This window comes from Pseudomonas sp. NPDC047961, from assembly GCF_050272435.1.
In the GTDB taxonomy this organism is placed as follows: domain Bacteria; phylum Pseudomonadota; class Gammaproteobacteria; order Pseudomonadales; family Pseudomonadaceae; genus Stutzerimonas.
This window is the reverse complement of sequence record NZ_JBNNMD010000001.1, coordinates 1,010,815-1,028,190: the sequence shown is the minus strand read 5'-3', so window position 1 is coordinate 1,028,190 and position 17,376 is coordinate 1,010,815. Positions and strand designations below refer to the sequence as shown.

The 17,376-nt window shown below is 62.9% G+C and carries 15 protein-coding genes and 1 pseudogene; 12 read left to right on the top strand and 4 right to left on the bottom strand.

Translation table 11 applies throughout. The features are described from left to right. The first annotated feature begins 13 nt into the window (after positions 1-13). The 12 genes and pseudogenes from nosZ (at position 14) to ACQKIK_RS04860 (ending at position 12,326) form a co-directional block, all read left to right on the top strand. Positions 14-1,915, top strand: coding sequence for a TAT-dependent nitrous-oxide reductase (gene nosZ / locus ACQKIK_RS04915; protein WP_045430129.1), 1,902 nt, complete (start codon positions 14-16; stop codon positions 1,913-1,915). 65 nt (positions 1,916-1,980) lie between these two features. Beyond that, positions 1,981-3,288 carry a nitrous oxide reductase family maturation protein NosD gene (locus ACQKIK_RS04910; RefSeq protein ID WP_241530294.1) on the top strand — a complete coding sequence of 436 codons (1,308 nt, stop codon included), beginning with the start codon at positions 1,981-1,983 and terminating at the stop codon, positions 3,286-3,288. Then, positions 3,285-4,211 (top strand): ABC transporter ATP-binding protein, encoded by a 927-nt coding sequence (locus ACQKIK_RS04905; protein ID WP_046164053.1) that lies wholly within the window; start codon positions 3,285-3,287, stop codon positions 4,209-4,211. The genes ACQKIK_RS04910 and ACQKIK_RS04905 overlap by 4 nt, the downstream gene beginning before the upstream one ends. Next, a complete protein-coding gene (locus ACQKIK_RS04900) occupies positions 4,208-5,035 on the top strand; it encodes an ABC transporter permease (RefSeq protein ID WP_499134922.1) in 828 nt (275 codons plus the stop codon). The genes ACQKIK_RS04905 and ACQKIK_RS04900 overlap by 4 nt, the downstream gene beginning before the upstream one ends. A 22-nt stretch (positions 5,036-5,057) precedes the next feature. Then, positions 5,058-5,609 (top strand): nitrous oxide reductase accessory protein NosL, encoded by a 552-nt coding sequence (locus tag ACQKIK_RS04895; protein ID WP_241530295.1) that lies wholly within the window; start codon positions 5,058-5,060, stop codon positions 5,607-5,609. A gap of 32 nt (positions 5,610-5,641) precedes the next feature. Further along, positions 5,642-5,824, top strand: coding sequence for a twin-arginine translocase TatA/TatE family subunit (gene tatA, locus ACQKIK_RS04890; RefSeq protein WP_177327110.1), 183 nt, complete (start codon positions 5,642-5,644; stop codon positions 5,822-5,824). Positions 5,825-6,448: 624 nt separating this feature from the next. Then, positions 6,449-7,639: an NnrS family protein gene (locus ACQKIK_RS04885; protein WP_127838487.1), complete on the top strand. Its 1,191-nt coding sequence runs from the start codon at positions 6,449-6,451 to the stop codon at positions 7,637-7,639. 104 nt (positions 7,640-7,743) lie between these two features. Beyond that, positions 7,744-8,487 carry an SDR family NAD(P)-dependent oxidoreductase gene (locus ACQKIK_RS04880; RefSeq protein ID WP_046164057.1) on the top strand — a complete coding sequence of 248 codons (744 nt, stop codon included), beginning with the start codon at positions 7,744-7,746 and terminating at the stop codon, positions 8,485-8,487. Further along, positions 8,402-9,145: pseudogene (locus ACQKIK_RS04875) on the top strand (methyl-accepting chemotaxis protein); the annotation flags it as partial. The gene ACQKIK_RS04880 and the pseudogene ACQKIK_RS04875, both read left to right, overlap by 86 nt. Positions 9,146-9,187: 42 nt before the next feature. Beyond that, on the top strand, positions 9,188-9,625 hold the full coding sequence (locus ACQKIK_RS04870; protein ID WP_499135196.1) for a CZB domain-containing protein: 438 nt from the start codon (positions 9,188-9,190) through the stop codon (positions 9,623-9,625). A 286-nt stretch (positions 9,626-9,911) separates the two neighbouring features. Further along, positions 9,912-11,051, top strand: a complete 1,140-nt coding sequence (locus tag ACQKIK_RS04865) for an HPP family protein (RefSeq protein ID WP_499134921.1) — start codon at positions 9,912-9,914, stop codon at positions 11,049-11,051. A gap of 135 nt (positions 11,052-11,186) precedes the next feature. Next, entirely contained in the window at positions 11,187-12,326 is a 1,140-nt protein-coding gene (locus ACQKIK_RS04860; RefSeq protein ID WP_241530300.1) for an HPP family protein, read from the top strand. Positions 12,327-12,364: 38 nt separating this feature from the next. On the opposite strand, the gene ACQKIK_RS04855 is transcribed toward ACQKIK_RS04860, so the two are convergent. The 4 genes from ACQKIK_RS04855 to nirJ all read right to left on the bottom strand — a co-directional run bounded on the left by ACQKIK_RS04855 (position 12,365) and on the right by nirJ (position 17,139). Next, the gene (locus ACQKIK_RS04855; RefSeq protein ID WP_241530301.1) at positions 12,365-13,225 is read right to left on the bottom strand and encodes a LysR family transcriptional regulator; all 861 of its coding nucleotides are present in this window, start codon (positions 13,223-13,225) and stop codon (positions 12,365-12,367) included. Between the two features lie 338 nt (positions 13,226-13,563). Further along, on the bottom strand, positions 13,564-15,057 hold the full coding sequence (locus ACQKIK_RS04850; RefSeq protein WP_241530302.1) for a nitrite reductase: 1,494 nt from the start codon (positions 15,055-15,057) through the stop codon (positions 13,564-13,566). Next, positions 15,048-15,893, bottom strand: coding sequence for a uroporphyrinogen-III C-methyltransferase (cobA, locus tag ACQKIK_RS04845; RefSeq protein ID WP_045430087.1), 846 nt, complete (start codon positions 15,891-15,893; stop codon positions 15,048-15,050). Before cobA ends, ACQKIK_RS04850 begins: the two co-directional genes overlap by 10 nt. A 64-nt stretch (positions 15,894-15,957) precedes the next feature. Next, positions 15,958-17,139: a heme d1 biosynthesis radical SAM protein NirJ gene (gene nirJ / locus ACQKIK_RS04840; RefSeq protein WP_241530303.1), complete on the bottom strand. Its 1,182-nt coding sequence runs from the start codon at positions 17,137-17,139 to the stop codon at positions 15,958-15,960. Between the last annotated feature and the right edge of the window lie 237 nt (positions 17,140-17,376).

Below are 17,376 nucleotides of genomic sequence, written 5' to 3'. Positions count from 1 at the left end.
GGAGCAACACCCCATGAGCGACAAGAGCAAGAACACCCCCGAAACGCTGGAAAAGAGTGGCTTTAGCCGCCGTGGCTTCCTGGGCGCCAGTGCCCTGACCGGCGCCGCCGTGGCAGCGACCGCATTCGGCGGCGCAGTCATGAGCCGTGAGACCTGGGCCGCAGCGGTCAAGGACGCGCAACAGAAAATCCACGTCGCACCGGGCGAACTGGACGACTACTACGGTTTCTGGAGCGGCGGTCACCAGGGCGAAGTGCGCGTGGTGGGCGTGCCCTCGATGCGCGAGCTGATGCGCATCCCGGTATTCAACGTCGATTCCGCCACCGGTTGGGGCCTGACCAACGAAAGCCGCCACATCATGGGCGAGAGCGCCAAGTTCCTGAACGGCGACTGCCACCATCCGCATATCTCGATGACTGACGGCAAGTACGACGGCAAGTACCTGTTCATCAACGACAAGGCCAACAGCCGCGTCGCGCGTATCCGCCTCGACATCATGAAGTGCGACAAGATGCTCACTGTGCCGAACGTACAGGCCATCCACGGCCTGCGTCTGCAGAAGGTGCCGCACACCAAGTATGTGTTCGCCAACGCCGAGTTCGTCATTCCGCACCCCAATGACGGCAGCAACTTCGACCTGCAGGCCGAAAGCGCTTACACCATGTTCAACGTCATCGATGCCGAGAAGATGGAAATGGCCTTTCAGGTCATCGTCGACGGCAACCTGGACAACACCGACGCCGACTACACCGGCAAGTACGCCGCCTCCACCTGCTATAACTCGGAGAAAGCCACCGACCTGGGCGGCATGATGCGCAACGAGCGCGACTGGGTGGTGGTTTACAACATCCCGCGCATCGAGGCGGCGATCAAAGCCGGCAAGTTCAGCACCGTCGGCGACTCGAAAGTGCCGGTGGTCGATGGCCGCGCCGGTTCGGAATTCACCCGCTACATCCCGGTGCCGAAGAACCCGCACGGCTGCAACACCTCGTCCGATGGCAAGTACTTCATTGCGGCTGGCAAGCTGTCGCCAACGGTCACCATGATCGAAATCGCCAAGCTCGATGATTTGTTCGACGACAAACTGAAGGACCCGCGCGACGTGGTCGCCGCCGAGCCGGAACTGGGTCTCGGCCCGCTTCACACCACCTTCGATGGTCGCGGCAATGCCTACACCACGCTGTTCATCGACAGCCAGGTGGTGAAGTGGAACATGGCCGACGCGGTACGCGCCTACAACGGCGAGAAGGTCAACTACATCAAGCAAAAACTCGACGTGCAATATCAGCCGGGCCACCTGCATGCTTCGCTGACCGAAACCAGTGAGGCCGATGGCAAGTGGCTGGTGGCACTGTGCAAGTTCTCCAAGGACCGCTTCCTGCCGACCGGCCCGCTGCACCCGGAAAACGACCAGTTGATCGACATCTCCGGTGACGAAATGAAGCTGGTGCACGACGGCCCGACCTACGCCGAGCCGCACGATTGCATCCTCGCGCGTCGTGACCAGATCAAGCCGCAGAAGATCTGGAAGCGTGACGACCCATTCTTCGCACCGACGGTCGAGCGGGCGAAGAAGGACGGCATCAACCTGGAAACCGACAACAAGGTGATCCGCGACGGCAACAAGGTGCGGGTGTACATGACCTCGATGGCACCGACCTATGGCATGACCGAGTTCACGGTCAAGCAGGGCGACGAAGTTACCGTAACCATCACCAACATCGACCAGATCGAAGACGTGTCTCACGGCTTCGTCATGACCAACCACGGCGCGAGCATGGAGATCAGCCCGCAGCAGACCGCGTCCATCACCTTTACGGCCGACAAGCCCGGCCTGCATTGGTACTACTGCAGCTGGTTCTGCCACGCGCTGCACATGGAAATGGTCGGCCGCATGTTGGTCGAGCCGGCGTAACACGACTGGGCGGGGGCAATCGCTCCCGCCTTTCACCTGCCTGGAAGCTGAAGAGGAACAACGCAGTGCTCAGATCTCAGGCGATATCAAGGTTTCAACCGCTGGCAGCGCTGCTGCTGGCCCTGTTCTGCGGGGTGGCCGTGGCGGCCCCGCAACCTATTTCAGCCCTGCCGCTCGAGGCGGAAGGGGGCAACCGCTGGCGCTTACCGGCCGGCGAATACACCGGTCAGTTCAGCATCGACCAGCCCATGCAGCTGCGCTGCGAGCCTGGCGCCGTGTTGCAGGCGCAGGGCGAGGGCAACGGCCTGCTGATCGAGGCGTCCGATGTCACCGTCGAAGGCTGCACATTGCTTGATTGGGGCCGCGATCTGACCGCGATGAACGCCGCCATCTTCATCCAGCCAAAGGCGCAGCGCGTGGTGATCCGCGACAACCAGCTGCGTGGCCCCGGCTTCGGCATCTGGGTCGACGGCTCGAAAGACGTGAGCCTGATCGGCAACCAGATCGAAGGCGACACGAGCATTCGTTCCCAGGACCGCGGCAACGGCATTCACCTCTACGCCGTGAGTGGCGCGCGCATCATCGACAACCAGGTGCGGAACACCCGCGATGGCATCTACATCGATACTTCCAACGGCAATCACCTCGAAGGCAACGTGCTGGAAGATCTGCGGTACGGCGTGCACTACATGTTCGCCAATGACAACAGCGTGATCGGCAACGTCACCCGTCGCACTCGTACCGGCTATGCGCTGATGCAGAGCCGCAAGCTGGAGGTCATCGGCAATCGCTCCGAGGGTGACGAGAACTACGGCATCCTGATGAACTACATCACCTATTCGACCATCCGTGACAACGTCGTCAGCGACGTGCGCAGCGGCTCGACCGGCGACAGCATGATCTCGGGCGCCGAGGGCAAGGCGCTGTTCATCTACAACTCCTTGTTCAACACCATTGCGGGCAACCGTTTCGAGAAAAGCGCGCTGGGCATCCACCTGACTGCGGGCTCGGAAGACAACCGCATCTCTGGCAACGCCTTCATCGACAATCAGCAGCAGGTCAAGTACGTGGCCACCCGCACTCAGGAATGGTCCATCGATGGCCGTGGCAACTACTGGAGCGACTACCTGGGCTGGGACCGCAACGATGATGGGCTGGGCGACGTCGCCTACGAGCCCAACGACAACGTCGATCGTCTGTTGTGGCTTTACCCGCAGGTGCGGCTGTTGATGAACAGCCCGAGCATCGAGGTGCTGCGCTGGGTTCAGCGGGCCTTTCCGGTCATCAAGTCGCCCGGCGTGCAGGACAGCCATCCGTTGATGAAGCCGCCAACCGATCCATTGATGAGCAAAACGCAGGAGCCAACGCCATGAGCGCAGTAGAGATCCAGGGCGTGAACCAGCGTTACGGCAGCATGACCGTGCTGCATGATCTGAACCTGACCCTCGGCGAGGGTGAGGTGCTGGGCCTGTTCGGCCACAACGGCGCCGGCAAGACCACCAGCATGAAACTGATTCTTGGCCTGCTCACGCCCAGCGAAGGGCAGGTGCGTGTGCTCGGTCGGGCGCCGCATGATCCCGAAGTCCGCCGCCAGCTGGGTTACCTGCCTGAGAACGTGACCTTCTATCCGCAGCTCAGTGGCCGCGAGACGCTGCGGCACTTCGCTCGGCTGAAAGGCGCAGCAGTGAAGCAGGTGGACGAACTGCTGGAACAGGTCGGGCTGTCTCACGCTGCCGAACGCCGGGTGAAGACCTATTCCAAGGGCATGCGCCAGCGTCTCGGCCTGGCTCAGGCGCTGCTTGGTGAGCCGCGTCTGCTATTGCTCGACGAACCCACGGTGGGGCTCGATCCCATCGCAACCGGCGATCTCTATGAGCTGATCGACCGGATGCGCCAACGAGGCACCAGCGTCATCCTCTGCTCGCACGTCTTGCCCGGCGTCGAAGCGCATATCAATCGGGCGGCGATTCTGGCCAAAGGTCAGCTACAGGCGGTCGGCAGCCTGGCGCAGCTGCGCGTCGAGGCGGGGCTGCCGGTGCGCATTCGCGCCAGTGGCATCGGCGACAGCGCCGGCTGGTTGCAGCGTTGGGGAGACGCGGGCCATAGCGCACGTTCGCTGGGAGAACACAGCGTCGAGGTGTCGGCCATCAATGGCCACAAACTGCCGCTGCTGCGCGAATTGCTGGGCGAGGGCGAGCCGGACGACATCGAAATCCATCAGCCATCGCTCGAAGACCTGTATCGCTACTACATGCAGCGCGCCGGCGACGTCCGCGCGGCGGAGGGCACGTTATGAACCAGATCTGGAACATCGCCCGCAAAGAATTCAGCGACGGTTTGCGCAACCGCTGGTTGCTTGCGATCAGCCTGTTATTCGCGGTGCTGGCGGTGGGCATTGCCTGGCTCGGCGCAGCGGCATCCGGTCAGCTTGGCTTTACCTCGATTCCGGCGACCATCGCCAGCCTGGCGAGTCTGGCGACCTTCCTGATGCCGCTGATCGCACTGCTGCTGGCCTACGACGCCATTGTCGGCGAGGACGAGGGCGGCACCCTGATGCTGCTGCTGACCTACCCGCTGGGACGCGGGCAGATCCTGCTGGGCAAGTTCGTCGGCCACGGATTGATCCTGGCGCTGGCGGTGTTGATCGGTTTCGGCTGCGCGATGCTGGCCATCGCCGTGCTGGTCGAAGACATCGAAATCGGTCTGCTGCTTTGGGCCTTTGGCCGCTTCATGATCTCTTCGACGTTGCTCGGTTGGGTGTTCCTCGCCCTGGCCTATGTGCTGAGCAGCAAGGTCAGCGAGAAATCCAGTGCGGCCGGCCTAGCGCTTGGCGTGTGGTTTCTCTTCGTACTGTTGTTCGACCTCGTCTTGCTGGCGCTGCTGGTGCTCAGTGAGGGCAGCTTCAGCCCCGAAGCGCTGCCGTGGCTGCTGCTGCTGAACCCGGCCGACATCTACCGTTTGATCAATCTGTCCGGCTTCGAGGGCGGCAATGCCATGGGCGTGCTGTCGCTGGGTAGCGAGCTGCCGATGCCAACCGCCGCGCTCTGGCTGTGCCTGTTGCTGTGGGTGGGTGTTTCACTGCTGCTGGCCTATGGCGTGTTCCGCCGTCGTCCCGCATGACCATGAGAAGGAAACTGTAACGATGAATGCGCTATACAGAGCGTCACGCGTCCTGATCACCGCTGCGATGGTGCTAGGCCTGGCCGGTTGTAACGAGGCCGAGCAGAGCGAGCAACTGCTCGAGCCGGTGGCCTTTCACAGCAGCGATGAATGCCATGTCTGCGGCATGGTGATCAGCGATTTCCCGGGGCCCAAGGGGCAGGCGGTAGAAAAGGGCGGGGTACGTAAATTCTGTTCCACCGCGGAGATGCTCGGCTGGTGGTTGCAACCGGAAAACCGCATGCTCAACGCCAAGCTCTACGTGCACGACATGGGCCGCTCCACCTGGGAGCACCCAGATGACAAATTCCTGATCGACGCCACCAGCGCCTACTATGTCGCGGGTACGTCGCTCAAGGGCGCCATGGGCGTGGTGCTGGCAACCTTTGCCGACGAGTCTGCGGCCAAGGGACTGGCGGCCATGCACGGCGGCCGCGTGCTGCGATTCGAGGACATCGACCAGTCGGTGCTTCAGCAAACGTCCGGCATGCCCCACGGCATGCCCGGTCATCAACAAGCTCACGCCGGTCACTAGACCGCAACCTACCACTCGATGAGGTAACTGAAATGATGGGTATCAGCATCTGGCAACTTCTAATCGTTCTGCTGATCGTGGTCATGCTCTTCGGCACCAAGCGCCTGCGCGGTCTGGGCACGGATCTGGGTGGCGCGATCAGCGGCTTCCGCAAGTCCATGAGCGACGGCGAAAGCGCAGCTTCTACCGAAACGGTCAAGCACGAGCCGAAATAGCGATCTGCTTCCCTCGCGCCACAGCTGACGTAGGGTGGGCTTCAGCCCACCGGGGCGGTTGGTCGGTCGCAGAGGGCGAGATGGGGTGGAAGCATCTGGTGGGCTAAAGCCCACCCTACAGGTGCGTCCGGCTGGGCCATGGTGATGTACCGGCGGATGTAGGGTGGACGTCGTTTTTTACATCCACCGTGACTCGGTTTGGTTCGGTGGAGCGCCACCCGGTGGATCGATGAAGCGTGATCCATCCTACGGGCCTACAGCAAGCGGCGCGTGTTCGCCCGCTGTTCACGAAGCTGACTCAACATCGGTACGCTTTTCTTAGGAGCGAGCTTGCTCGCGATCATGGTTCGGCGTCCGCCGGGTGCCGGTTGCCTGGGCGAGTGTGGATCGCCAGCAAGCTGGCTCCTACTGAGCCGGTGCGTTCGACGCGCTGGGTCTGAGCTCGTAGACCTGCCGGCGGTCGCCGCCAGGATCCCTCCAAAAAAAAGATGATTGCAATCAAGTCTGCCAAAGCCCCCAACCCTGTAAAAAGTAGGCCTGGCTCCGCGATTCCGGAGCGATCACTGTTCTGACCCGCAGGGCTTTGTTCCTTCAGGCAGATACGAGCAAGTTCAGGAGGCCTTTGTGCAAGTTATCGATCGGCGAAAAGCCTTGAGTATCCCGCCCGTATGGCGGCTCGCCTTTCGCCCGTTTTTTCTCGCCGGCAGCCTCTTCGCGCTGCTCGCTATTCCCTTGTGGATCGCTGCGTGGACTGGCCTCTGGCCGGGCTTCCAGCCAACCGGCGGCTGGTTGTCCTGGCACCGCCACGAAATGCTGTTCGGCTTTGCCATGGCTATCGTTGCCGGCTTTCTGCTCACGGCAGGGCAGACCTGGACCGGTCAGCCTGGCGTATCGGGCAACAGGCTGATGGCGCTGGCCGTAGTCTGGCTGCTGGCGCGTCTCGGCTGGTTGTTCGGGCTGCCGTTGGCGCTGCTGATTCCGCTCGATCTGCTGTTCATGTTGGGTGTAACCGGGCTGATGGCGCGCATGCTCTGGGTGGCCAAGCAGAAGCGCAACTACCCGATCATCGCCGTGCTCGGCCTGATGACGGCCGCCGATGTGCTGGTGCTCTGTGGCATCGCGCTCGGCGATGACGGTTTGCAGCGCCAGGGCGTTCTCGCTGGGCTTTGGCTTGTGGCGGCGCTGATGGCCATCATCGGCGGACGCGTGATTCCTTTCTTCACCCAACGCGGCCTCGGTCACACCGAAGCGGTTAAGCCGTGGCTCTGGCTGGACGTGGCGCTGCTGGTGGGCACCGGTCTGATCGCTGCGCTATACGCCGCCGGCGTTGCCTTGCAACAGAACCTCGGGCTCGGCGTGCTGTTTCTCGCCATTGGCGCCGGGCACCTGCTGCGGCTGGTGCGCTGGTATGACAGTGGCATCTGGCGCGTGCCGCTGTTGTGGTCGCTGCACCTGGCCATGCTCTGGCTGGTGATCGCCGCAACCGGGTTGGCGCTGTGGAATTTCGGTCTGCTGGACAGCTCCAGCTCGTCGCTGCATGCGCTGTCGGTCGGTTCCATGAGCGGCTTGATCCTGGCGATGATTGCTCGCGTCACGCTCGGGCATACCGGCCGGCCGTTACAGCTGCCGTCCGGCATCGTCAGCGCCTTCGTATTGTTCAACCTCGGTGCGGCCTCGCGGGTGTTTCTGGTTACCGAATGGCCACTGACTGGCCTGTGGCTTGCCGCGATCTGCTGGACCCTGGCGTTCGCCCTATATGCCTGGCGCTATGCGCCGATGCTGGTCACCGCGCGGGTCGATGGCCACCCAGGCTAGACGCTGAACAAACCCCTTATCCCGCTACCCCCTAAAGAAATGCTGCCTGCCCATTCCGGGACGGGCAGCCTGCGGCCCGGCGATTGCCGGCATCGGAGATGATGATGAAAAATGAATTCAATGAACGCCTGGCCGTCGTCACCGGGGCCAGTTCGGGTATCGGGTTGGCGCTGTGCACCGCACTGCTGCAGCGCGGCGCGCGAGTATTGGCCATGTCGCGCAGCCTGGGCGGCTTGGCACAGCTGATGGAAACCTATGCTGAGCACCTGCACTGGGTCGAGGGCGACGTGACCTCGGCGGATGATCTACAGCTGCTGGCGCGTCGGGCTGCCGAGCTGGGTCCGGTGGACTATCTGGTGCCGAACGCGGGCATCGCCGAGTTGGGCGACAGCCTCGACGTGGCTTGCTTCGAGCGCCAGTGGGCGGTCAATGGAGCCGGCGCGCTGAACACCCTGGGCGCGTTGCGTGCCGAATTGGCCAAACCCGCATCGGTGGTGTTCGTCGGCACCTTCCTGACGCGCAGCACCTTCCCGGGGCTGGCGGCCTACATCGCTAGCAAAGCCGCACTGGTCGCTCATGCCCGCACCCTGGCGGTGGAGTTCGCTCCGCTGAACGTGCGCATCAATGTGGTCTCTCCGGGGCCGACTGCCACCGCGATCTGGGGCACGCTGGGGCTGCCCGATGAGCAACTCGAACAGGTGGCCGAAGGCGTCACCCAGCGCCTGCTACCGGGGCATTTCCTCGAATCTGCTGCGGTGGCCAATGTCATTCTGTTCCAGCTCTCGCAGGGCGCGCGTGGCGTCTACGGCCAGGATTGGGTGGTCGACAACGGCTATACGCTTCACTGAACCCGCGAGGCAGACGATGTTCTTCAGATGGAAACGAGCCGCCCGCGAACTGCAGCTGAAGCATGATCGGCTGCAGCAAACCTGCGCGGAGCAGGCCGCGCGTATTGCAGCGCTGGAGGCGCAGGCGGCCGCTGTCAGCGCCGCCAGCGTCGATGGGCAACGCCAGCTGGACTATTACCGCGGCGTTGCCGGCAATCTGGTCCGCTTCAGCCATTCGGTGGAGCATCTGGGCGACTCGTTCGAATATCTCACTGGCCAGCTGAGCGAAAACCGCACACAGGCCGAGCAGGTTGCCGACGCCGCGCTGAGCAATCAGCAGCACTTCGGCGAGCTACAGAACAAGGCCGTCGAGATGGAGAACGGGCTCAACCAGGCTTCGCAGCAGGTCGACGCCCTTGCAGCCCATTCGCAACAGATCAACGGCATCGTCGATCTCATCAGCGGCATCGCCAGCCAGACAAACTTGCTCGCCCTCAATGCGGCCATCGAGGCGGCGCGGGCGGGTGACGCCGGTCGCGGCTTCGCCGTGGTTGCAGGGGAAATCCGCAGCCTGGCGGAAAAGACCGCACTGGCTACCGCTGATATCGTTCAAGAAATCACCCAGGTGCAGGCCGAGATCGCCAGCGTTGACGCTTATATCCAGGTGCAGGGCGGCCTTGCGCAGGGGTTCAGCCGTACCACCGAACGGGCCGTGGCAGCCATGCAGCACCTGCATGGGTTGGCCGGCAACATGCGCCACGGCATCGAGCGTTCCTCGTTCCGTGCGGGCATCGAGTTGGCCAACCTCGATGAGCTGTCGCTCAAGTTCGTCGTCTACAACCAGGTCCTCGGATCGGACAACCAGCAAGCGCCGGTTTTGCCAAGCGAGCGTGAGTGTCGCTTCGGTCGCTGGTACTACGGGGAAACCAGTCGCGGCATGCACCGGCTGGAGCATTTTCGGCAGATCGAGCGTCCGCACACGGCTGTCCATCATCAGGGGCAGCAGGCTATCGAGGCGTTTCGTCGGCAGGCGCTGGAAGACGCGCTTCGCCATATGAGCGAGATGGAAGAGGCCAATCTCGAGGTGATGCGCATCGTTGCGGCGCTGATTGGCGAGCAGGAGAAAGAGGCGCGGCCTGCCATCAGCCAAGCGTGTTAGCAGACTCGGTAAGCCATATTTCCGTGTCTTTAACCGACCGATCGCGTCAGGGCTTGCCTGTTGCTGCAGATGAGACGAGCCAGCTAGAAACTTTGATAGCAAAAATACTGCAGCAAAGAATCAATACTATTCATTAGCGTTGGGTCCGGCGCGCACCGACAATGTGCGCCCGATTCGTCCGGTGCCCTTATTTGAGGCATCGGACCTCCTTTGATCGACTGATACGGCCCGTTATGCAAGCGGTTGGGCGTAGCGGCGATCAACTGACTCAACGCAAGCAGGAACCATGCAGGAACGCCTTTTAGACTGGTGTCGATCCTTTGCGCCCGAGCCTTTATCGGCGCGTCCCGCTGAATGGCTGCGTGCCGCAACGGGCATCGGCTTGGCGTTGTTGCTGGTCATCCCGTTCAGCGCCTGGGTGTTCGGGATCTCTGTCACCCTGCCGCTGGCTGCTCCGGCGGCTGCGTCCGCTGTGTTGCTGTTCGCGGCCTCGTCGAGCCCCTTCGCCCAGCCATGGTCGGTGATCGGCGGCAATCTGTTGGCCGCCGCCATCGGTATCGCGCTGGGTGCAAGCCCCTTGCCTGTGGCGATGGCGGCCGGCCTGGCCGGGGCGCTGGCGATCATCTGCCTGTTCGGTTTGCGCTGCCTGCATCCGCCGGGTGCGGCGCTGGCGCTGGTGGCGGTGGTCGGCAGTCCGGAGCTGCACGCCTACGGGTTCCAGTTGCTCTTCCCGGTAGCGTTCAACTCGTTGCTGCTGGTGGTGGTGGCGCTGCTCTACAACAATCTCAGCGGACACGCCTACCCCAAGCCGCGGGCGCAGAAGGGCAACACTCATCACACCCATGACCCGTTGCCCAGCGAGCGCATGAGCTTCAGAGATGACGACGTGGAGCGGGCGCTGGCCGAGTTCGGTGAGTACGTCGACGTCACCCGGGATGATCTGGCACAGCTGATCAAGCAGACCGAAAAGCATGCGTTGCGACGCAGCATGGGCGAGATAACCGCCGCCGACATCATGTCCCGCGATCTTTACTGGGGCACCCCGGACTGCTCCATTCAACGTGCCTGGCAGAGCCTGCGCGAGCACCGCCTGCATTCCTTGCCGGTGGTTAGAGGCGACAGTCGCGAGCTGCTCGGCATCGTCACGCTGGTCGACCTGCTCAAGCATCTGCGCTCGACGCCGGCGCGTCTGCGTCTCAGCCAATTGAAACGCGCAGGCGGCGCTCGGCTGCGCTCGATCATGAGTACGCCGGTGGTCACGGTTAACCCGGACACGCACATGGTCGATCTGGTGTTCCTGCTCTCCGATAAGGGCCTGCATTGCCTGCCGGTGGTGGACGCCGAGCAGCGCCTGGTCGGCATGATCACCCAGACCGATCTGATCGCGGCGCTCTATCGGAACTGGCTAAAACACTTGCCCGACTGAAGCACCCGTAGCCTGCCGGGATGACCTGATTGGCAGTGGGCCATCGCACCCTGCATCGCAGCTCGCGGGAGGCACTGCCGGAACCTGTGGCATAGTCGCAGTGCCTGAGTGCTATACCTCTTCCAAGCCGAGCCCATGCAAGACCCTTTCAACGACTGGCTGCGATCCTTCTTTCCGGTACCATTGAGCGTGGGGCCGAAGGAATGGCTGCGCGCGGTGATCGGCGTGGGTCTGGTGGTGCTGCCAATGGTTTCCATCGGTCTTTGGCTGTTCGGCGGCCCGGTCACGCTGCATATCGTCGCGCCAGCCGGCGCTTCGGCGGTGATCCTCTTCAGTGCATCGTCGAGTCCCTTCGCCCAACCCTGGTCAGTGCTCGGTGGCAACCTCATTGCGGTGACCATTGGCGTCGCGCTGGGCGCCAGTGCCTTGCCCACGGTGGCCGCGGCGGTCCTGGCCGTGTGCCTGGCCATTGCCTGTCTGTTCTTGCTGCGCTGCATGCATCCGCCAAGCTGTGCGCTGGCGATGGTCGCCGCCATCGGCGGGCCGGGCATCAGCGAGTTGGGTTATGGCCTGCTGATTCCGGTGGCCTTCAACTCGCTGCTGCTGATTGCCGCTGCGTTGGTCTACAACAACCTCACGCGCCATCCCTATCCCAAACCGCGCGCGGCCAGTGGCGCAGAGCAGACTGGCAGTGTCCCGCTGGGGGAGGAGCAGATGAGCTTCACCAGCGATGACGTGGACCGTGCACTGGAGGATTTCGGTGAGTACGTCGACGTCACCCGCGACGATTTAGTGGACTTGATCAAACGCACCGAGACTCATGCCATTCGCCGCAGCATGGGTACCGTCACCGCTGCCGACATCATGTGCCGCGAGTTGCACTGGGTCGACCCAGCGGCCCGGATGCGTCAGGCCTGGGATGTCGTGCGTCGGCACCGGCTGCATTCGCTGGCCGTGCTTGAACCGGGCAGCGGCAAGCTGGTGGGCATCCTCACCCTGACCGATCTGCTGCAGCACTTCGAGCCCAGCCCGTCACGGCTCAACCTGCGGCGGCTGACGTTCGGTCGTGAGGTGCGAGTGGAGGGGATCATGAGCGCGCCGGTGGTCTCGGTGCATGAAGACGCGCATCTGGCCGATCTTGTCCATTTGCTGGCCGACCGCCGCATGTCTTGCTTGCCCGTCGTCGACGCCGAGCAGCGCCTGGTCGGCATGATCACCCAGAGCGATTTGGTCGCCGGGCTTTACCAGAACTGGATGAAGCGGCTCAGCAACTGAGCCGTCGTTGTCCTGGCGTTTTGTCTGGATTTACCCGGCTAGATTTCATAGTTCCAGCGCGACCAGTCGTATTCCTCTTCGGCAGCTTCTCGCAGCAGCGCAACGGCACGCTGCAGCGCCGGCGACTCGGCGGCATGGGGATACACCAGGTAGACCGGGTAGCTGAACTCGGGCGCCTGCTCGACCCGTTTGAGCACGCCCTCGTCAAGGTAGCGTTGGACCACGCGCGTGCGAAAGTAGCCGCGACCGCCATGCTGCAGCAGATACTGCAGCGCCAGTGGGCCGAGGCTGAAGGAAAGCGCGGTGCGGATGTGCTCCGGCAGAGCACGGTCATGCTGACTACGAAACGCCGGGCCCCAGTCGACGTACAGATAAGGCTCGGGGATGTAGCTGTGAACCACCTGGATCAGCTTTTCTTCGAGCAATTGCTCGACCTGCAGCCCAGGCCAGTACTCGGGCTGATGCACCAGCGCCGCATCCAGCACGCCGAGGCCTAGCTGCTTCTGCAGCTCCTCGCCACTGGCCACCTCGTTACGAAAGGCATGGTCGGGCATCATCTGGCGCAGGCGCTGGACCCAGGCCAGCATCAATGGATTGCACAGGCTGATTTCGGCGCCCAGCGACAGCAGCTTGTCATAGCCGCGCGGCAGGGGCAGCTCTCGTCGGGCGGTTTCCCAGGTCTGCACCAACTGGGTGGCATAGGTGACGAAACGCTCGCCGTCGCTGGTCAACCGCGCACCGGCGCGGTTGCGCACGAACAGCCGGCAGCCGAGCTGCGTTTCGAGGCTGCGCACCCGTGCAGTGACTGCGGTCTGGGTGATATGCAGTCGCTCGGCCGTGGCGACGAAGCTGCCACTGCGAATGATCTCGAGAAAAGTGCGGGCGAGATCGATGTCCATGAAAGCGTGCTCATATCAAAGGATTTGATATGAAAGCAGGTTGGAATGAAAGATAAAAGCCGAAAGGGGGTTCCAGGCTGGACAATAGCACTCGAGGTTTGGGTCGGGCGGTGTTGCGCTTCAGCTGTCTTGGGCGCTTTTCTGCGCCTCTTGGTGGGCTGAAGCCCACCCTACTTGGTGAAGGTAATCGCGAGCTTTGTGGGTTGGGCGGCTTTGCGCTTCGGTCCTCCGGGGGCGTTTCCTGCTCCCTCATGGTGGGCTGAAGCCCACCCTACTTATTGGGCGAAAATCCGTGCAGGTTGACCCGATCCTCCAGACGCTTTTATCGTCGTTTGCCTTTAGTGCGACGTGCCTTCGGCGTACTCGATCTTGTTGCCGACGTTGTACTTGCCGGACGGCTTGTTCATCGGAATGCGCTTGATCTCTTTCAATGTCTTGGCGTCATAGACGATCAGCGCGCCATCGGTGTCCCAGACGCTGAGCAGCGCGTAGCGACCGTCGTTGGTGAACTCGACATGTGCAGCATTCTTCCCAGGCATCGGCCTTAGCGTATGGGCGACCTCCAGGGTCTGCTTGTCGATCAGGTGCACCGCATCGTTGTTGGGGCCGAAGAACACGTCGGTCCAGGCGTAGGGTGAGTTGAGGTGGCTGCGCATGAAGAACCCCGGCCCTTCGGTGGGGATTTCCTTGATCAGTTTCCAGCTCTGCAGATCGAGCACCGAGATCAGCCCCTTGCTTACGTTGGGCGTGGCGAATACCCAGTTACCGCCGCGTTTCCAGTAGATGCCCGAGCCCAGGTGCGGCATGCCCGGCAACGGAATGTCGGTGACCGCCTTGCCGGTATCGAGATCAATGACCTGCCCGCCGAGTGCCTTGCGCGAGGTGGCCAGCAGATAGCGGTAATCCGGCGTGAAGGAGAAGTCGTCGAGGAAGTCGGCAGCCTCGATGCGCCGTGGCTGGAAATCCGGCTCGCCAGCATAGGAAATTTCCCAGGCTTCTTTGACGTCTTTCAGTGCCACCACGAAGCTGTCACGCGGCGGTGCGGTGTACACGGCACTGACCCGCGATTGTGTGCCGTCTGCGCCAAGGGTCGGAATGTGTTTGACCAACGACAGGTCACGGGCATCCAGCAAGACCAGATTACCCGGCAGGTAGTTGCCCACCAGCACCCAGCGCCCGTCGTTGCTCACGGCCAGGTTGCGGGTATTCAGCCCGGCCCGTACCTCGGCGATCATGGTCAGGTTGTGCAAGTCGTAGACGCTGATCCAGCCGTCCCGCGAGGCGAAGTAGACGAAGCGGCCATCCGGCGAGAACTTCGGTCCGCCGTGCAGGGCGAAGTGTGACTGGAAGTTGGCCAGCTCCTCGAAGTGATCGCCGTCCAGTACGCGCACGTGATGGTTGCCGGCCTCGACCACGACAAACAGGTTGAGCGGATCGGCGCTGTGCTGTGGTGTGCTCGGCAGCGCGTCGACGTCGGTGAGGATGCGATGGCTGGCGCGGATGTCGGCATCGCTCCAGGTCGGTGGTGTGGCGGCCGGTTGGTAGAGGTAGCTGACCAGTGCATCGATTTGCGCAGGGTTAAGGCGATCACCGAATGCGGCCATCTGGCTGGCCGGACGGCCGTTGTGAATCACCGCGCGCGCCTCATCTGGTTTGATTCGGCTGAGGCTCTCGGGTAGCAACGCGGGCCCGGCCCCGCCTAAACGATTGGCACCATGGCAGCTCTGGCAGTGTTGCTCATAGAGCACGCCGGCCTGCTCCAGCGACACGGCCTCCGGGGCGGCCTGAACGGCCCCGCAGAGCATGAGCAGGGCGAAGGGGATCAGTCGCATAACGCCTCCAGAACCGCTTCCTGTGAACTGTGCTCGGCACATAGGCGCGCCGGAAACTCCAGTGATTGATTGGCGAACAGGCCGACCACTTGTCCTATCACGGTCAAGGTAGGAGGTTTCAGTTGTTGTGCCTGGGCCATCGAGGGCAGCTGTTTCAGTGTGCAGCGCACCACCCGCTGATCGGCGCGGGTACCGTTGCCGATCAACGCGGCGGGGGTGTCGACCGGCAGGCCGGCGGCAATTAGGTTGCGCGAGATCTCGCCAAGGCTGGCCAGGCCCATGTAGAACACCAGGGTCTGCTTGCCCTCGACCAGGCTGCTCCAGGGCAGCTGTAGAGCGCCGTCTTCCTGCAGGTGACCGGTGATGAACTGGCAGGAATGCGCCAGGTCGCGGTGAGTCAGCGGAATCCCGGCATAGGCGCTGCAACCCGCTGCGGCGGTAATGCCTGGCACCACCTGACCGTTGATGCCATGGGCGAGCAGGTATTCGAGTTCTTCGGCGCCGCGGCCGAAGATAAAGGGGTCGCCGCCCTTGAGGCGCACCACGCGCAGGTTCTGCTGCGCCAGATCCACCAGCAGCTGATTGATCTGCGGCTGCGGCAGGCTGTGGTAGCCGCTGGTCTTGCCGACGTAGTGGCGTGCGCAGCGCTCAGGTATCAGCTTCATCAGATCGTCGCTGACAAGGCGGTCATAGACCACGGCATCTGCTTGCTGGAGCAGGCTCCAGGCACGCAGGGTAAGCAGGCCCGGGTCGCCGGGGCCGGCGCCGACGAGCGCGACTTCGCCCGGGGCCAGGGTCGCGCCAAGTGAAGCGGGGAGAGTGGTTGGCTGATCCATGCGAACTCCTGAGAATCTCATCGGGCTGGCGGTATGTACGGGGCGGCCTTGGGGCCGCTCTTGGTCAAATGGCGATGCTGGGAATGCACTGCGGTTGTGGCAGACCGATCTCCTGGTCACTGAGGTAGCAGCCGGGGTCTTCGCCCCAGAGATAGCCTTCAGCCCAGGCGCGGGTGCGGGTGTTGCCATTGCAGATCGACAACCAGCGGCACTCGGCGCAGCGTCCGGTCACGGCCCGGGGGTGCTGGCGCAGCTCGATGAGCAGCGGCTCGGGATTGTCCATCCAGAGTTCACGGAACGACTGGCGCCGCACATTGCCGACGGTGTGCTGCCACCAGTAGGTATCCGGGTGCACGTCGCCGATGTTGTCGATATTGGCGATGCCGCCACCCGACGCATTGCCGCCCCAGGCGCGCAACATCTGCTCCAGACGATCGCGGTGCTGTGGCAGATGGGTTTCCACCCACTGCAGCAGCAGGATGGCGTCGGCATCGTTGTTGCCACTGACGAAATCGGTTTCGCGGCCGTTCTGCACGTCGTCCCAGGCTTGCTCGAACAGCTGGTACATGGCGTCGCGGGTCATCTGGTGATGGGCGTCGGCCTTGCGGCTGCGCTTACCACGGCCGCTGTAGTTGAGGTGTGAGAGGTAGAACTTCTGCACGTCATGCTCGCGCATCAGCGCCAGTAGAGCAGGCAGCTGCGGGTAGTTGTTCTGAGTCAGGGTGGTGCGCAGGCCGACACGAATGCCATGTTGGCGGCACAGGTCGATGGCGTGCATCGAGGCGGCGAAGCTGCCCTTGAGCTGGCGCCAGTCGTCATGGACCGCTTCCAGCCCGTCGATGCTGATGCCGACGTAGTCGTACTTGGCGGCAGCGATCTGATCGATATTGCGCTCATCGATCAGCGTGCCGTTGGTGGACAGGGCAACGAAGAAGCCTTTCTCGCGGGCGTATTCGGACAGCTCGAAAATGTCGTCGCGCAGCAGCGGTTCGCCGCCGGAGAGAATCAGCACGCGTACGCCCGCTTCGTGCAGGTCATCGATGACCTTGCACGCTTCCGCGGTATCCAGCTCGTCGCGAAACACGCTGTCCGCCGACGTCGCGTAGCAATGCTTGCAGGTCAGGTTGCAGCGCCGCAGCAGATTCCAGATCACCACGGGCGGCCGGCTTGCACCGGGGCTGCGTGCGCCCAGTACCGGCATGGCAGGCCGGGCGAGGGCACGCAGGTAATGGCTGATTCTCAACATGAGCGTTTCTCCTGCCGCATCACGCTTGGTTGCGCGGTTCGATAGATGCAGCATCCCCGAGCGACACTCGCCAATCCTTGACTGGAAACAATAAAAAGCCTTGGTCCGGGAAGGGGCATCGCGACACGGGGCTAAATAGGCCTGGTCCAGCCTTGGTGCCGCTCAGGCCCGTAGGGTGGGCTTCAGCCCACCAAAAAGAGGTAACGGTGGGCTGAAGCCCACCCTACGAACGGCCGT

Coding starts and splice junctions, on each gene's coding strand:
- nosZ (WP_045430129.1), top strand. CDS start 14: ATGAGCGACAAGAGCAAGAACACCCCCGAAACGCTGGAAAAGAGTGGC.
- ACQKIK_RS04905 (WP_046164053.1), top strand. CDS start 3,285: ATGAGCGCAGTAGAGATCCAGGGCGTGAACCAGCGTTACGGCAGCATG.
- ACQKIK_RS04900 (WP_499134922.1), top strand. CDS start 4,208: ATGAACCAGATCTGGAACATCGCCCGCAAAGAATTCAGCGACGGTTTG.
- ACQKIK_RS04895 (WP_241530295.1), top strand. CDS start 5,058: ATGAATGCGCTATACAGAGCGTCACGCGTCCTGATCACCGCTGCGATG.
- tatA (WP_177327110.1), top strand. CDS start 5,642: ATGATGGGTATCAGCATCTGGCAACTTCTAATCGTTCTGCTGATCGTG.
- ACQKIK_RS04880 (WP_046164057.1), top strand. CDS start 7,744: ATGAAAAATGAATTCAATGAACGCCTGGCCGTCGTCACCGGGGCCAGT.
- ACQKIK_RS04870 (WP_499135196.1), top strand. CDS start 9,188: ATGCAGCACCTGCATGGGTTGGCCGGCAACATGCGCCACGGCATCGAG.
- ACQKIK_RS04865 (WP_499134921.1), top strand. CDS start 9,912: ATGCAGGAACGCCTTTTAGACTGGTGTCGATCCTTTGCGCCCGAGCCT.
- ACQKIK_RS04860 (WP_241530300.1), top strand. CDS start 11,187: ATGCAAGACCCTTTCAACGACTGGCTGCGATCCTTCTTTCCGGTACCA.
- ACQKIK_RS04855 (WP_241530301.1), bottom strand. CDS start 13,225: ATGGACATCGATCTCGCCCGCACTTTTCTCGAGATCATTCGCAGTGGC.
- ACQKIK_RS04850 (WP_241530302.1), bottom strand. CDS start 15,057: ATGCGACTGATCCCCTTCGCCCTGCTCATGCTCTGCGGGGCCGTTCAG.
- cobA (WP_045430087.1), bottom strand. CDS start 15,893: ATGGATCAGCCAACCACTCTCCCCGCTTCACTTGGCGCGACCCTGGCC.
- nirJ (WP_241530303.1), bottom strand. CDS start 17,139: ATGTTGAGAATCAGCCATTACCTGCGTGCCCTCGCCCGGCCTGCCATG.